This is a genomic window from Klebsiella sp. AqSCr (genome assembly GCF_008452795.1).
GTDB classification, from domain to species: Bacteria; Pseudomonadota; Gammaproteobacteria; order Enterobacterales; family Enterobacteriaceae; genus Klebsiella; species Klebsiella pneumoniae.
The window spans coordinates 2,610,355-2,623,890 of record NZ_MJDM01000005.1; the positions used below are offsets into that span (position 1 = coordinate 2,610,355).

26 protein-coding genes are annotated in these 13,536 nt (G+C 51.3%); 1 reads left to right on the forward strand and 25 read right to left on the reverse strand.

The features are described 5' to 3' along the window. Positions 1-28 precede the first annotated feature (28 nt). From secY to rpsJ, 22 genes are all read right to left on the reverse strand, one after another. Positions 29-1,360 (reverse strand): preprotein translocase subunit SecY, encoded by a 1,332-nt coding sequence (gene secY, locus BHE81_RS16860; RefSeq protein ID WP_002919515.1) that lies wholly within the window; start codon positions 1,358-1,360, stop codon positions 29-31. A 7-nt stretch (positions 1,361-1,367) separates the two neighbouring features. Beyond that, positions 1,368-1,802 carry a 50S ribosomal protein L15 gene (gene rplO / locus BHE81_RS16865; protein ID WP_002919516.1) on the reverse strand — a complete coding sequence of 145 codons (435 nt, stop codon included), beginning with the start codon at positions 1,800-1,802 and terminating at the stop codon, positions 1,368-1,370. 3 nt (positions 1,803-1,805) lie between these two features. Then, the gene (gene rpmD / locus BHE81_RS16870) at positions 1,806-1,985 is read right to left on the reverse strand and encodes a 50S ribosomal protein L30 (protein WP_001140434.1); all 180 of its coding nucleotides are present in this window, start codon (positions 1,983-1,985) and stop codon (positions 1,806-1,808) included. A 3-nt stretch (positions 1,986-1,988) separates the two neighbouring features. Beyond that, positions 1,989-2,492: a 30S ribosomal protein S5 gene (gene rpsE / locus BHE81_RS16875; RefSeq protein WP_002919545.1), complete on the reverse strand. Its 504-nt coding sequence runs from the start codon at positions 2,490-2,492 to the stop codon at positions 1,989-1,991. 14 nt (positions 2,493-2,506) lie between these two features. After that, positions 2,507-2,860 (reverse strand): 50S ribosomal protein L18, encoded by a 354-nt coding sequence (gene rplR / locus BHE81_RS16880; protein WP_000358960.1) that lies wholly within the window; start codon positions 2,858-2,860, stop codon positions 2,507-2,509. Between the two features lie 9 nt (positions 2,861-2,869). Next, entirely contained in the window at positions 2,870-3,403 is a 534-nt protein-coding gene (rplF, locus tag BHE81_RS16885) for a 50S ribosomal protein L6 (RefSeq protein ID WP_002919662.1), read from the reverse strand. Positions 3,404-3,415: 12 nt separating this feature from the next. After that, complete coding sequence (gene rpsH, locus BHE81_RS16890) at positions 3,416-3,808, reverse strand: 30S ribosomal protein S8 (protein WP_002919665.1); 393 nt, start codon at positions 3,806-3,808, stop codon at positions 3,416-3,418. Between the two features lie 33 nt (positions 3,809-3,841). Further along, entirely contained in the window at positions 3,842-4,147 is a 306-nt protein-coding gene (gene rpsN, locus BHE81_RS16895; protein WP_002919667.1) for a 30S ribosomal protein S14, read from the reverse strand. Positions 4,148-4,161: 14 nt separating this feature from the next. Continuing rightward, positions 4,162-4,701, reverse strand: coding sequence for a 50S ribosomal protein L5 (rplE, locus tag BHE81_RS16900; RefSeq protein ID WP_001096200.1), 540 nt, complete (start codon positions 4,699-4,701; stop codon positions 4,162-4,164). Positions 4,702-4,715: 14 nt separating this feature from the next. Then, positions 4,716-5,030: a 50S ribosomal protein L24 gene (rplX, locus tag BHE81_RS16905; protein ID WP_000729185.1), complete on the reverse strand. Its 315-nt coding sequence runs from the start codon at positions 5,028-5,030 to the stop codon at positions 4,716-4,718. Positions 5,031-5,040: 10 nt separating this feature from the next. Beyond that, positions 5,041-5,412 carry a 50S ribosomal protein L14 gene (rplN, locus tag BHE81_RS16910; RefSeq protein WP_002919748.1) on the reverse strand — a complete coding sequence of 124 codons (372 nt, stop codon included), beginning with the start codon at positions 5,410-5,412 and terminating at the stop codon, positions 5,041-5,043. A 165-nt stretch (positions 5,413-5,577) separates the two neighbouring features. Continuing rightward, the gene (rpsQ, locus tag BHE81_RS16915; protein WP_002919751.1) at positions 5,578-5,832 is read right to left on the reverse strand and encodes a 30S ribosomal protein S17; all 255 of its coding nucleotides are present in this window, start codon (positions 5,830-5,832) and stop codon (positions 5,578-5,580) included. Beyond that, positions 5,832-6,023: a 50S ribosomal protein L29 gene (gene rpmC, locus BHE81_RS16920; RefSeq protein WP_002919754.1), complete on the reverse strand. Its 192-nt coding sequence runs from the start codon at positions 6,021-6,023 to the stop codon at positions 5,832-5,834. Before rpmC ends, rpsQ begins: the two co-directional genes overlap by 1 nt. After that, positions 6,023-6,433, reverse strand: coding sequence for a 50S ribosomal protein L16 (gene rplP, locus BHE81_RS16925; RefSeq protein ID WP_002919759.1), 411 nt, complete (start codon positions 6,431-6,433; stop codon positions 6,023-6,025). The genes rpmC and rplP overlap by 1 nt, the downstream gene beginning before the upstream one ends. 12 nt (positions 6,434-6,445) lie before the next feature. Further along, a complete protein-coding gene (rpsC, locus tag BHE81_RS16930) occupies positions 6,446-7,144 on the reverse strand; it encodes a 30S ribosomal protein S3 (protein WP_002919766.1) in 699 nt (232 codons plus the stop codon). Between the two features lie 17 nt (positions 7,145-7,161). Further along, on the reverse strand, positions 7,162-7,494 hold the full coding sequence (gene rplV, locus BHE81_RS16935; RefSeq protein WP_002919773.1) for a 50S ribosomal protein L22: 333 nt from the start codon (positions 7,492-7,494) through the stop codon (positions 7,162-7,164). A gap of 14 nt (positions 7,495-7,508) precedes the next feature. Then, complete coding sequence (rpsS, locus tag BHE81_RS16940; protein ID WP_001138115.1) at positions 7,509-7,787, reverse strand: 30S ribosomal protein S19; 279 nt, start codon at positions 7,785-7,787, stop codon at positions 7,509-7,511. A 16-nt stretch (positions 7,788-7,803) separates the two neighbouring features. Continuing rightward, entirely contained in the window at positions 7,804-8,625 is an 822-nt protein-coding gene (rplB, locus tag BHE81_RS16945) for a 50S ribosomal protein L2 (RefSeq protein WP_002919786.1), read from the reverse strand. A gap of 17 nt (positions 8,626-8,642) precedes the next feature. Continuing rightward, entirely contained in the window at positions 8,643-8,945 is a 303-nt protein-coding gene (rplW, locus tag BHE81_RS16950) for a 50S ribosomal protein L23 (protein ID WP_000617546.1), read from the reverse strand. Then, entirely contained in the window at positions 8,942-9,547 is a 606-nt protein-coding gene (rplD, locus tag BHE81_RS16955; protein WP_002919794.1) for a 50S ribosomal protein L4, read from the reverse strand. Before rplD ends, rplW begins: the two co-directional genes overlap by 4 nt. 10 nt (positions 9,548-9,557) lie before the next feature. Next, positions 9,558-10,187, reverse strand: a complete 630-nt coding sequence (gene rplC, locus BHE81_RS16960; protein WP_002919796.1) for a 50S ribosomal protein L3 — start codon at positions 10,185-10,187, stop codon at positions 9,558-9,560. Between the two features lie 32 nt (positions 10,188-10,219). After that, entirely contained in the window at positions 10,220-10,531 is a 312-nt protein-coding gene (gene rpsJ / locus BHE81_RS16965; protein ID WP_001181005.1) for a 30S ribosomal protein S10, read from the reverse strand. Between the two features lie 383 nt (positions 10,532-10,914). Between rpsJ and BHE81_RS16970 the strand changes: the two genes are divergently transcribed. Next, positions 10,915-11,400 carry a prepilin peptidase gene (locus BHE81_RS16970; protein WP_004212528.1) on the forward strand — a complete coding sequence of 162 codons (486 nt, stop codon included), beginning with the start codon at positions 10,915-10,917 and terminating at the stop codon, positions 11,398-11,400. Here BHE81_RS16970 and bfr read toward each other — a convergent pair. From bfr to tuf, 3 genes are all read right to left on the reverse strand, one after another. Continuing rightward, complete coding sequence (bfr, locus tag BHE81_RS16975; RefSeq protein ID WP_002919971.1) at positions 11,384-11,860, reverse strand: bacterioferritin; 477 nt, start codon at positions 11,858-11,860, stop codon at positions 11,384-11,386. The two genes, BHE81_RS16970 and bfr, sit on opposite strands and share 17 nt — an antisense overlap. A 73-nt stretch (positions 11,861-11,933) precedes the next feature. Beyond that, the gene (gene bfd, locus BHE81_RS16980; RefSeq protein WP_004152415.1) at positions 11,934-12,128 is read right to left on the reverse strand and encodes a bacterioferritin-associated ferredoxin; all 195 of its coding nucleotides are present in this window, start codon (positions 12,126-12,128) and stop codon (positions 11,934-11,936) included. A 180-nt stretch (positions 12,129-12,308) separates the two neighbouring features. Then, entirely contained in the window at positions 12,309-13,493 is a 1,185-nt protein-coding gene (tuf, locus tag BHE81_RS16985) for an elongation factor Tu (protein WP_004174069.1), read from the reverse strand. Positions 13,494-13,536 lie beyond the last annotated feature (43 nt).

Here is a 13,536-nt window from a genome sequence, read left to right on the forward strand (position 1 = left end):
CTCTCCGTAACTTCTCGGGCGACCAGTTTTAACGGCCGTAGCCTTTCAGGTTCGCCTTCTTCAATGCAGACTCATACTGACTGGACATCATCAGAGTTTGCACTTGAGCCATAAAGTCCATAATCACGACAACAACGATAAGCAGCGAGGTCCCACCGAAGTAGAACGGCACTTTCATCGCGTCACGCATGAACTCCGGGATCAGGCAGATAAAAGTAATGTACAACGCACCAACCAGAGTCAGGCGAGTCATCACTTTATCGATATACTTCGCCGTTTGCTCTCCCGGACGAATTCCTGGTACAAATGCACCGGACTTCTTCAGGTTATCTGCTGTTTCACGCGGGTTGAAAACCAACGCCGTGTAGAAGAAACAGAAGAAGATGATTGCAGACGCATAGAGTAACACATAAAGCGGTTGCCCAGGCTGCAAATACAGCGAAATTGTTGTCAGCCAGTTCCAACCAGTACCACCCCCGAACCATGACGTGATGGTTGCCGGGAACAGTATAATACTGGAAGCGAAGATTGCCGGGATTACCCCCGCCATATTCACTTTCAGCGGTAAATGTGTGCTCTGTGCAGCATAGACACGACGACCCTGTTGACGTTTCGCGTAGTTTACCACAATGCGGCGTTGACCACGCTCAACGAATACAACAAAGAAGGTCACTGCAAATACTAATACTGCAACCAACAGCAACAGGAGGAAGTGCAGGTCGCCTTGACGCGCTTGCTCGATAGTATGGGCGATGGCCGGCGGGAGTCCCGCAACGATACCGGCGAAGATAATGATCGAGATACCGTTACCGATACCACGTTCAGTGATCTGTTCGCCGAGCCACATCAGGAACATAGTCCCTGTGACCAGACTGACAACAGCGGTGAAATAGAATGCAAAGCCTGGATTAATCACCAGGCCTTGCATACCAGGCATATTCGGCAGACCGGTAGCAATACCGATCGACTGGAATATCGCCAGCACCAGAGTACCGTAGCGGGTGTACTGGCTGATCTTACGACGACCAGACTCCCCTTCTTTCTTCAGTTCCGCCAGCGGTTGATAAACCACCGTCAGCAGCTGCACGATGATCGATGCCGAAATGTACGGCATAATCCCCAGCGCAAAGATAGAAGCACGGCTGAGAGCACCACCAGAGAACATGTTGAACATTTCAATGATGGTGCCTCGCTGTTGCTCAAGCAGTTTGGCAAGTACAGCGGCATCAATACCAGGGATCGGAATAAAAGAGCCAATACGGAACACTATCAGCGCACCGACCACAAACAGAAGTCTGCGTTTCAGTTCGCCAAGGCCACCTTTGGCACTTTGAAAATCTAATCCCGGTTGTTTAGCCATCTGCTACTTATTCCTCAATTTTACCGCCAGCAGCTTCGATAGCAGCACGAGCACCTTTAGTCACACGCAGGCCACGAACAGTTACCGGACGAGTTACCTCACCAGACAGGATCACTTTCGCGAACTCGATCTGGACACCGATAATGTTAGCCGCTTTCAGCGCGTTCAGGTCTACTACATCGCCTTCTACGTGAGCCAGATCGGAGAGACGGATCTCTGCGGTGATCATCGCTTTACGAGAAGTGAAGCCGAATTTCGGCAGACGACGGTACAGAGGCATCTGACCACCCTCGAAACCGCGACGTACGCCACCGCCAGAACGAGATTTCTGACCTTTGTGACCACGACCACCGGTTTTACCGAGGCCAGAACCGATACCACGACCCAGGCGTTTACCCGCCTTTTTGGAGCCTTCGGCCGGAGACAGAGTATTTAAACGCATCTCTTACTCCTCAACTTTAACCATGAAGGAAACCGCGTTGACCATACCACGAACAGCAGGAGTATCCTCGCGCTCTACGGTGTGACCAATACGACGCAGACCCAGGCCAAGCAGCGTTGCCTTGTGTTTCGGCAGACGACCGATTGCACTGCGGGTTTGAGTAATTTTAATAGTCTTTGCCATGGTTTATTTCCCCAGAATTTCTTCAACGGATTTACCACGCTTGGCAGCGACCATATCCGGGGACTTCATGTTTTCCAGACCGTCGATAGTTGCACGAACCACGTTAATCGGGTTAGTGGAACCATACGCTTTAGCCAGAACGTTACGAACCCCAGCGACTTCCAGAACGGCGCGCATTGCACCACCGGCGATGATACCGGTACCTTCGGAAGCCGGCTGCATGAATACACGAGAACCCGTGTGAGTACCCTTAACCGGGTGCTGCAGGGTGCCGTGGTTCAGCGCGACGTTAATCATATTGCGACGGGCTTTTTCCATCGCTTTCTGGATCGCTGCTGGAACTTCACGCGCTTTACCGTAACCAAAACCAACGCGACCGTTACCATCGCCTACTACAGTCAGAGCTGTGAAGGAGAAAATACGACCACCTTTAACGGTTTTAGATACGCGGTTTACCGCGATCAGCTTTTCCTGCAGTTCGCCAGCTTGTTTTTCGATGTGAGCCATCTTACACCTCTACCTTAGAACTGAAGGCCAGCTTCACGGGCAGCATCTGCCAGTGCCTGGACACGACCATGATATTGGAACCCGGAACGGTCAAAGGAAACATCTTTGATGCCTTTTTCCAGAGCGCGTTCAGCGACAGCTTTACCCACAGCTGCTGCAGCGTCTTTGTTACCGGTGTACTTCAGTTGTTCAGCGATAGCTTTTTCTACAGTAGAAGCAGCTACCAGAACTTCAGAACCATTCGGTGCAATTACCTGTGCGTAAATGTGACGCGGGGTACGATGTACCACCAGGCGAGTTGCGCCCAGCTCCTGGAGCTTGCGGCGTGCGCGGGTCGCACGACGGATACGAGCAGATTTCTTATCCATAGTGTTACCTTACTTCTTCTTAGCCTCTTTGGTACGCACGACTTCGTCGGCGTAACGAACACCCTTGCCTTTGTAAGGCTCAGGACGACGGTAGGCGCGCAGATCTGCTGCAACCTGGCCGATCACCTGCTTATCAGCGCCTTTCAGCACGATTTCAGTCTGAGTCGGACATTCTGCAGTGATACCCGCAGGCAGCTGATGATCAACCGGGTGAGAGAAACCTAAAGCCAGGTTTACTACATTCCCTTTGACCGCTGCACGATAACCTACACCAACCAGCTGCAGCTTCTTAGTGAAGCCTTCGGTAACACCGATAACCATTGAGTTCAGCAGGGCACGCGCGGTACCAGCCTGAGCCCAACCGTCTGCGTAACCATCACGCGGACCGAAGGTCAGTGCATTATCTGCATGTTTAACTTCAACAGCATCGTTGAGAGTACGAGTCAGCTCGCCGTTTTTACCTTTGATCGTAATAACCTGACCGTTGATTTTTACATCAACGCCGGCAGGAACAACGACCGGTGCTTTAGCAACACGAGACATTTTTTCCTCCGATTAGGCTACGTAGCAGATAATTTCGCCACCAAGACCAGCCTGGCGCGCTGCACGATCAGTCATAACACCTTTAGAGGTAGAAACAACTGCGATACCCAGACCGGCCATAACTTTCGGCAGCTCATCTTTTTTCTTATAGATGCGCAGACCTGGGCGGCTGACACGCTGAATGCTTTCTACAACAGCTTTGCCCTGGAAATACTTGAGAGTAAGTTCCAGTTCAGGCTTGGTGTCGCCTTCAACTTTAAAATCTTCGATAAAACCTTCTTCCTTCAGCACGTTGGCGATTGCCACTTTCAGCTTGGAGGAAGGCATGGTGACCGCAGCTTTGTTCGCGGCCTGACCGTTACGGATACGGGTCAGCATATCCGCGATCGGATCTTGCATGCTCATCTGTCTTTACTCCCGTGATTCAATTGGTGACAATTACCAGCTAGCCTTTTTCAGACCCGGGATTTCACCGCGCATAGCGGCTTCACGGACCTTAATACGGCTCAACCCGAACTTCCGCAGGAAACCATGCGGACGACCTGTTTGACGGCAGCGGTTACGCTGACGAGACGGGCTGGAATCACGCGGCAGAGTCTGCAGCTTGAGAACGGCATTCCAACGATCTTCGTCGGTTGCGTTCACATCAGAGATGATAGCTTTCAGTTCAGCGCGTTTAGCGAAGAATTTATCAGCTAAAGCCACGCGCTTTACTTCGCGTGCTTTCATTGATTGCTTAGCCATTAAGTAACCCTACCTTACTTGCGGAACGGGAAGTCAAAGGCAGCCAGCAGAGCACGGCCTTCTTCGTCAGATTTCGCAGTAGTGGTAATGGTAATATCCAAACCACGAACGCGGTCGACTTTATCGTAGTCGATTTCTGGGAAGATGATCTGCTCACGGACACCCATGCTGTAGTTGCCACGACCGTCGAAAGACTTAGCGGACAGGCCGCGGAAGTCACGAATACGCGGTACAGCAATAGTGATCAGGCGCTCAAAGAACTCCCACATGCGTTCGCCACGCAGAGTTACTTTACAGCCGATCGGATAGCCCTGACGGATTTTGAAGCCTGCAACTGATTTGCGTGCTTTGGTGATCAGCGGTTTTTGACCGGAGATTGCTGCCAGGTCAGCTGCTGCGTTATCCAGCAGTTTCTTGTCAGCGATCGCTTCACCAACACCCATGTTCAGGGTGATCTTCTCGACCCGAGGGACTTGCATGACAGAATTGTAGTTAAACTCAGTCATGAGTTTCTTAACTACTTCGTCTTTGTAGTAATCATGCAGTTTCGCCATCGTACTACTCCAAATTACTTGATAGTTTCGCTGTTAGACTTGAAGAAACGGACTTTTTTACCGTCTTCGAATCTAAAGCCTACACGGTCAGCCTTGCCGGTTGCCGCATTGAAGATTGCAACGTTAGAAACCTGAATTGCAGCTTCTTTTTCAACGATGCCGCCTGGTTGGTTCAGAGCCGGAACCGGCTTCTGGTGTTTCTTAACCAGGTTGATACCTTCAACAATGACCTTGCCGGAAGACAGGACATTCTTAACTTTACCGCGCTTACCTTTATCTTTACCGGTTAACACGATAACTTCGTCATCACGACGGATTTTCGCTGCCATGATTCGCTCCTTAGAGTACTTCTGGTGCCAGAGAGATAATTTTCATGAACTTCTCGGTACGAAGTTCACGAGTTACCGGCCCAAAAATACGCGTACCGATAGGCTGCTCGCTGTTATTGTTCAGAATAACGCATGCATTACCATCGAAGCGAATGACAGAACCGTCCGGGCGACGAACACCCTTCTTGGTGCGCACCACTACCGCCTTCAGCACATCACCTTTTTTGACCTTACCACGCGGAATTGCTTCTTTGATGGTGATCTTGATGATGTCGCCTACGCCTGCGTAGCGACGGTGCGAGCCACCCAGAACCTTGATACACATTACGCGACGTGCACCGGAGTTGTCGGCGACGTTCAGCATAGTCTGTTCTTGGATCATTTTAGTGCTCCGCTAATGTCAACTACTACTGAGACCCGAAAATTAGGGTCGTTAAAAAGCCCCATATCGAGGGCGCGGCATTATAACACCACAAACCAGATATGGGTAGAAAAAATAAACGGCTCATCGCTGAGCCGTTTATCCGTATCGAGAATGCGTACTCTATTACAGAACCGCTTTCTCTACAACGCGAACCAGCGTCCAGGACTTAGTCTTGGACAGCGGACGGCATTCGCGGATTTCAACCTTGTCGCCGATACCGCATTCGTTGTTCTCGTCATGTACGTGCAGTTTGGTCGTACGTTTGATGAATTTACCGTAAACCGGGTGTTTCACCATACGTTCGATAGCAACAACAATGGATTTCTCCATTTTGTCGCTAACTACGCGACCTTGCAGAGTACGGATTTTATCGGTCATTACGCACCCGCCTTCTGAGTCAGTAAAGTCTTAACGCGTGCAACATCACGACGCACTTGCTTCAGCAGATGAGTCTGTTGCAGCTGGCCACTTGCAGCCTGCATGCGCAGGTTGAACTGCTCACGCAGCAGGTTCAGCAGCTCAGCGTTCAGCTCTTCAACGCTTTTTTCACGCAGCTCTTTTGCTTTCATTACATCACCGTCTTAGTTACAAAGGTGGTTTTGATCGGCAGTTTCGCTGCTGCCAGGCCGAATGCTTCACGGGCCAGCTCTTCCGGTACACCGTCCATTTCATACAGGACTTTACCCGGCTGAATCAAGGCAACCCAGTACTCCACGTTACCTTTACCTTTACCCATACGAACTTCCAGCGGCTTCTCGGTGATCGGTTTGTCCGGGAATACACGGATCCAGATCTTACCTTGACGCTTAACTGCACGGGTCATAGCACGACGTGCTGCTTCGATCTGACGTGCAGTCAGACGACCACGGCCAACAGCTTTCAGACCGAAAGTGCCGAAGCTAACATCCGTACCCTGCGCCAGACCACGGTTGCGGCCTTTGTGCACTTTACGGAATTTTGTACGCTTTGGTTGTAACATCAGCGACGCTCCTTATTTACGGCCTTTACGCTGCTGCTTTTTAGGTTGAGCAGCCGGTTCCGGTTGTTCAACAGCAGCCATACCACCCAGGATCTCACCTTTGAAGATCCATACCTTAACGCCGATTACACCGTAAGTGGTGTGCGCTTCAGAGGTGTTGTAGTCGATGTCAGCACGCAGAGTGTGCAGCGGTACGCGACCTTCACGGTACCATTCGGTACGTGCGATTTCCGCGCCGCCCAGACGGCCGCTAACTTCAACTTTGATACCTTTAGCGCCCAGACGCATTGCGTTCTGTACAGCACGCTTCATCGCACGACGGAACATAACGCGACGTTCCAGCTGAGAAGTGATGCTGTCAGCAACCAGTTTTGCGTCCAGTTCAGGTTTACGAACTTCGGCGATATTGATCTGTGCAGGTACGCCAGCGATATCCGCTACGACCTTGCGCAGTTTTTCTACGTCTTCGCCTTTCTTACCGATAACGATACCCGGGCGAGCGGTGTGAATGGTCACACGGATGCTCTTAGCCGGACGCTCGATAACGATGCGAGATACAGACGCTTTAGCCAGTTCTTTAGTCAGGAACTGACGTACTTTAAAATCGCTGTCCAGGTTGTCAGCGAATTCTTTGGTGTTCGCGAACCAGGTAGAGTTCCATGGTTTGACAATACCCAGGCGAATACCATTAGGATGTACTTTCTGACCCATTGCTAGTCTCCAGAGTCTCAGCGATCGGACACAACCACAGTGATGTGGCTGGTGCGCTTCAGGATGCGATCTGCACGACCTTTAGCACGCGGCATAATGCGCTTCATGCTCGGGCCTTCGTCTACGAAAATTTTCGCAACTTTCAGATCATCAATGTCAGCGCCATCGTTGTGTTCAGCGTTAGCAATGGCAGATTCCAGTACCTTCTTGACCAGTACAGCAGCTTTTTTGTTGGTGTAGGTCAGAATATCCAGGGCCTGCGACACTTTCTTACCGCGAATCAGGTCAGCTACAAGGCGAACCTTCTGAGCAGAAGAACGAGCATGGCGATGTTGAGCTAAAGTTTCCATCTCTTCCTCCTACCTTATTTCTTCTTCGCTTTTTTATCAGCAGCGTGGCCGCGATAAGTACGAGTCGGTGCGAATTCACCCAGTTTGTGACCGACCATTTCGTCGGAAACAAATACTGGAACGTGCTGACGACCATTATGGACAGCGATGGTCAAACCGATCATGTTAGGAAAGATCGTTGAACGACGGGACCAAGTGCGCAGGGGCTTCTTGTCTCCGCTTTCCACCGCTTTCTCTACCTTCTTCAGCAAGTGCAGGTCAATAAAAGGACCTTTCTTGAGAGAACGTGGCATGGCTTATCCTCTAAAATTATTTGCTACGGCGACGTACGATGAATTTATCAGTACGCTTGTTGCTGCGGGTCTTCTTACCTTTGGTCTGCAGGCCCCACGGGGATACCGGGTGCTTACCAAAGTTACGACCTTCACCACCACCATGTGGGTGGTCTACTGGGTTCATCGCAGTACCGCGAACGGTAGGACGAACACCACGCCAGCGTGCAGCACCTGCTTTACCCAGAACGCGCAGCATATGCTCAGCATTGCCAACTTCGCCCAGAGTCGCGCGGCAGTCTGCTTCGACTTTACGCATTTCACCAGAACGCAGACGCAGGGTGACATAAGCACCGTCACGAGCAACGATCTGAACGTAAGTACCAGCGGAACGAGCCAGCTGACCGCCTTTACCTGGTTTCATTTCTACGTTATGAACGGTAGAACCAACCGGGATATTGCGCATCGGCAGGGTGTTGCCTGCTTTGATTGCAGCATCAACGCCAGACTGAATCTGGTCGCCAGCTTTCAGGCCTTTCGGGGCCAGGATGTAACGGCGCTCGCCGTCTTTGTACAGAACCAGCGCGATGTTCGCGGAGCGGTTCGGATCGTACTCAAGACGTTCAACAACTGCCGGGATACCATCTTTGTTGCGTTTGAAGTCAACAATACGGTAAGCCTGCTTGTGGCCACCACCGATATGACGGGTGGTGATACGGCCATTGTTGTTACGACCACCGGATTTGCTGTTTTTTTCCAGCAACGGAGCAAAAGGTTTGCCCTTGTGCAGCTCTGGGTTAACCACTTTAACGACGTGGCGACGACCCGGAGATGTCGGTTTACATTTAACAACTGCCATTGTATTACTCCTCCGACTTACTCAGCGCCGCCAACGAAGTCCAGATTCTGGCCTTCTTTCAGGGTGACGTAAGCTTTTTTCCAGTCGCTACGACGACCGATACGCTGTCCGTGACGTTTAACTTTCCCTTTAACAACCAGGGTGTTAACGACTTCGACTTCGACTTCAAACAGTTTCTGCACAGCAGCTTTGATTTCTGCTTTGGTCGCGTCTTTAGCAACTTTGAGAACGATGGTGTTTGTTTTTTCCATCGCAGTAGACGCTTTTTCAGAAACGTGCGGTGCGCGCAGCACCTTCAGCAGACGTTCTTCACGAATCATGCCAGCATCTCCTCAACTTGCTTAACAGCATCAGCAGTCATTACGACTTTGTCGAAGGCGATCAGGCTAACCGGGTCGATACCGTTCGCATCACGTACGTCAACCTTATGCAGGTTACGTGCGGCCAGGAACAGGTTCTCGTCCAGCTCACCGGTGATGATCAGCACATCTTCCAGAGCCATGTCTTTCAGTTTCTGTGCCAGCAGCTTAGTTTTCGGCGCTTCAACAGAGAACTTCTCGACAACGATCAGACGATCCTGACGTACCAGTTCGGACAGAATGCTTTTCAGCGCGCCGCGGTACATCTTCTTGTTAACTTTTTGACTGTGGTCCTGCGGACGAGCAGCGAAGGTCACGCCACCGGAACGCCAGATCGGGCTCTTGATAGAACCAGAACGCGCACGGCCGGTACCTTTCTGGCGCCACGGTTTTTTACCGGAGCCAGTGATTTCAGCACGAGTCTTCTGAGCACGAGTGCCCTGACGCGCACCGGCTGCATAAGCAACAACAACCTGGTGAACCAGCGCTTCGTTGAAATCACGACCGAAGGTAGTTTCGGAAACAGTCAGCGCGCTCTGCGCGTCTTTCAATACTAATTCCATTGCTATCTCCTCACGCCTTCACAGCTGGTTTAACGATCAGGTCGCTACCGGTCGCACCCGGGACAGCACCTTTAACCAGCAGCAGGTTGCGCTCAGCGTCAACACGTACTACGTCCAGGCTCTGAACGGTTACACGCTCATTACCCAGCTGACCTGCCATTTTCTTGCCTTTGAACACTTTGCCCGGAGTCTGGTTCTGACCGATAGAACCCGGAACGCGGTGGGACAAGGAGTTACCGTGAGTAGCGTCCTGGGTACGGAAGTTCCAGCGCTTAACGGTACCAGCAAAACCTTTACCTTTAGAGGTACCGGTTACGTCAACTTTTTTAACGTCAGCAAACAGTTCAACGCTAATGTTCTGACCTACGGTGAATTCTTCGCCGTCAGCCAGACGGAATTCCCACAGACCACGGCCAGCTTCAACGCCAGCTTTAGCGAAGTGACCCGCTTCCGGCTTGGTTACACGGTTAGCTTTTTTAGCACCGGTGGTAACCTGGATTGCGCGGTAGCCATCGTTAGCCAGGTCTTTAACCTGAGTAACACGGTTTGCTTCAACTTCGATTACGGTTACTGGGATAGAAACGCCATCTTCAGTGAAGATGCGGGTCATGCCCACTTTTTTACCGACTAAACCAATCATTGTTTCAACCTCTCAATCGCTCGATGACCTGATTAACCCAGGCTGATCTGCACGTCTACACCGGCAGCCAGATCCAGACGCATCAGAGCATCAACGGTTTTTTCAGTTGGCTCAACGATGTCAACCAGACGCTTGTGAGTGCGAATTTCGTACTGGTCACGCGCGTCTTTGTTGACGTGCGGGGAGATCAGAACGGTAAAGCGCTCTTTGCGGGTCGGCAGCGGGATCGGACCACGGACTTGCGCACCAGTGCGCTTAGCAGTCTCGACGATTTCCGCGGTTGATTGATCGATCAGACGATGATCAAACGCTTTCAGGCGGATACGGATTCTTTGGTTCTGCATGAGACCAGAGCTCCAATTATTTTATAGACGAAATGATTACTCCTCATACCCATTACGATTGATGGGAGAGTGTAACCGTTCTTACATAGTCCCCCGATTGGAGACATTGTTTGATAACCCAAATGCGATTACCAGGGTTCATATTGAACCGGCCGTCAACTTTGACAGGCCCGCGCATTATACGCAAATTCTGGCACGACGCAAGTGCTGTTTAGAAAATCATCACCAGGATTTGCGCGCCTTCGCGTTAGCGCGCTGTACGAGGCTGCAATGCGGAGTAAGAGCGCGGATTGTGGGATCCATTCCCGGAAAATGCCTTTTGTGCTGAACGGGAGAGGATGAGCATAGTGACGCAATGTTCATCGATCATTGCGGGGTCAACTATGCTCGCCGCCCTCCCCTTCTTGCTGTGCTATAGCGGTTTGACCGTGGCATTATGCCACCAGGATCTGCGCCACGGTCTGTTGCCCGACCGTTACACCTGTCCCCTGCTGTGGAGTGGTTTACTTTTTTATCTCTGTCTGGCGCCGCACCAGCTGCATGATGCCGTCTGGGGGGCGATAGCGGGCTATCTCTCTTTGGCTGCGATTTACTGGCTATACCGCGGTATCCGCGGCTATGAAGGGTTGGGTTATGGAGATATAAAATATCTTGCCGCCCTCGGCGCCTGGCATGGCTGGCGATTGCTGCCGCAGTTGGTCCTGGTTGCCTCGCTACTCGCCGGCATAGCGTGGGCAGGAGCAGGTTTATACGCCAGTTGCGGCAGGAAGAGCAAATGGGGAAGAAGCAACCCGCTGCCGTTTGGGCCATTCCTGGCGGCCGCGGGTTTTTGGTGCGGGTGGCAGACGCTGGCTAGTCTGACACTTTGATCTGCGACTGCAGGTAATTTTGCAGACCGATTTTGCCAATCAAATCGAGTTCGGTTTCCAGCCAGTCGATATGGCCTTCTTCATCCGCCAGGATCTCAATCATCATATCGCGGCTGACGTAGTCATGGACGCTGTCGGCATAGGCAATAGCCTCACGCAAATTTTGCGCCCCTTCCAGCTCCAGCCTCAAATCGGACCGCAGCATCTCTTCCACATCTTCACCGATGCCAAGTTTGCCGAGATCCTGCAGATTAGGGATACCTTCGAGAAAAAGAATACGCTCGATATACTTATCGGCGTGCTTCATTTCGTCGATGGATTCGTGGTACTCAATATCGTTGAGGCGCATCAGGCCCCAATTTTTAAACATTCTCGCATGAAGAAAGTACTGATTAATTGCGACTAGCTCATTTCCCAATAATTTATTGAGATAACTTATGATTTTGACATCACCTTTCATTATATAGTCCCTCCGCTTCCACTCATTGAAGCGTAGCCCGGCCTATAGGGATGTCAAAAGAGAAGCGTGGACTTCAGGCGATTTCTTTGAATTCCGGCATGGTGGTTAATTCATCTTCCATCACTTCACGCGCGGCACGAACACACTTACCGCATTGATTTCCCACGGGAACAAACTTACGTAATTGCTGAAAAGATTGCGGTTGAAACTGGCGCACAACCTGACGAATTTTTTTATCGCTGACGCCATTGCACAAACAAACGTACATAGAAACTCCCGTTCAATTTATGCACAAATATTAAATGAGAATGGTTATGATTACAATAGACCATTTGCTCATTATCCGCCGCAACGCACGATATGAATAGCCAGCAAAAATCCGTTTTTCGCTGAATGACAGACAGCAAAAAGGGCGCCGAAGCGCCCTTTTTAATTCAAAGCTAACGAATTAGCCCAGAACTTTAGCTACAACGCCCGCGCCAACGGTACGGCCGCCTTCACGGATTGCGAAACGCAGGCCGTCGTCCATCGCGATCGGGTGGATCAGGGTAACAACCATTTTGATGTTGTCGCCCGGCATTACCATCTCTACGCCTTCCGGCAGTTCGATGGTGCCAGTCACGTCAGTAGTACGGAAGTAGAACTGCGGACGGTAGCCTTTGAAGAACGGAGTATGACGGCCGCCTTCGTCTTTGGACAGGATGTACACTTCAGATTCGAACTTGGTGTGCGGGTTGATGGTGCCCGGCTTAGCCAGTACCTGACCACGTTCGATTTCTTCACGTTTGATACCACGCAGCAGAACACCTACGTTCTCACCAGCACGGCCTTCGTCCAGCAGTTTGCGGAACATTTCAACGCCAGTACAGGTGGTTTTCGCGGTTTCTTTGATACCAACGATTTCAACTTCTTCACCTACTTTGATGATACCGCGCTCTACACGACCGGTAACAACGGTACCACGACCGGAGATGGAGAATACGTCTTCGATCGGCAGCAGGAACGGCTTGTCAATCGCACGCTCTGGTTCCGGGATATAGGTATCCAGGTGGCCAGCCAGTTCGATGATTTTCGCTTCCCACTCTGCGTCGCCTTCCAGCGCTTTCAGAGCAGAACCACGAACGATCGGAGTGTCGTCGCCCGGGAAATCGTACTGAGACAGCAGTTCACGAACTTCCATCTCAACCAGTTCCAGCAGCTCTTCGTCATCAACCATGTCGCATTTGTTCAGGAACACGATGATGTACGGAACGCCTACCTGACGACCCAGCAGGATGTGCTCACGAGTCTGCGGCATCGGGCCGTCAGTCGCAGCAACAACCAGGATCGCGCCGTCCATCTGCGCAGCACCGGTGATCATGTTTTTAACATAGTCGGCGTGGCCCGGGCAGTCTACGTGCGCGTAGTGGCGAGTCGGGGTGTCATATTCAACGTGAGAGGTGTTGATGGTGATACCACGAGCTTTTTCTTCCGGCGCGTTATCGATCTGGTCGAATGCGCGAGCAGAACCACCGTAGGTTTTAGCCAGAACGGTAGTGATGGCAGCAGTCAGGGTAGTTTTACCATGGTCAACGTGGCCGATAGTACCAACGTTGACGTGCGGTTTTGTACGTTCAAATTTTTCTTTAGACACGGCTATATTCCTTACTATAGTGCTCTCCCCTTCGGAGAGAGCA